The sequence below is a fragment of the Shewanella sp. 4t3-1-2LB genome, from assembly GCF_017368415.1.
Taxonomy (GTDB): Bacteria; Pseudomonadota; Gammaproteobacteria; order Enterobacterales; family Shewanellaceae; genus Shewanella; species Shewanella fodinae.
Map to the genome: position 1 here is coordinate 1 of NZ_JAFNJD010000140.1, position 453 is coordinate 453.

Here is a 453-nt window from a genome sequence, read left to right on the forward strand (position 1 = left end):
TTGGCTACAAAAATTCCGCCCATTTAATCATGGTATTCCTCGACGGCATACAATCGCTCGTATCTTGCGTACGGTGGTTGTGGAATCACTGCTTGAAGCGCTGTTGAATTGGGTAAATGAGCAGCGGACATATACTGGCAAGCCCATCATTGCCTTTGATGGCAAGGTGCTCAGAGGCGCTTACCGCAATGATTCAAAGACTGCGTTGCAACTGGTCACTGCCTACGATACTGAAAACGGACTGGTCCTTAGCCAGCAGCCAACCAAAAACAAGAAGGGTGAAATCAGTGTCGTTCGTCAGATGCTCGATGTCCTAAATCTTAATGGTGCAGTAATTACCCTAGATGCCTTGCATTGTCAGCGTGAAACGTTGGAAAAAATCAGTGAGAAAAAGGCGCATGTTGTGGTTCAAGTCAAAAAGAACCAGCCCACACTTTGGAACGCTGTTCAGTC

General features: G+C 46.8%; 1 protein-coding gene. It reads left to right on the forward strand.

Annotated features, from left to right (window positions below; genetic code table 11):
* Nucleotides 1–453 (forward strand): ISAs1 family transposase (locus J3L11_RS19000; protein ID WP_207572007.1); only part of this gene is annotated, 453 nt, incomplete at both ends.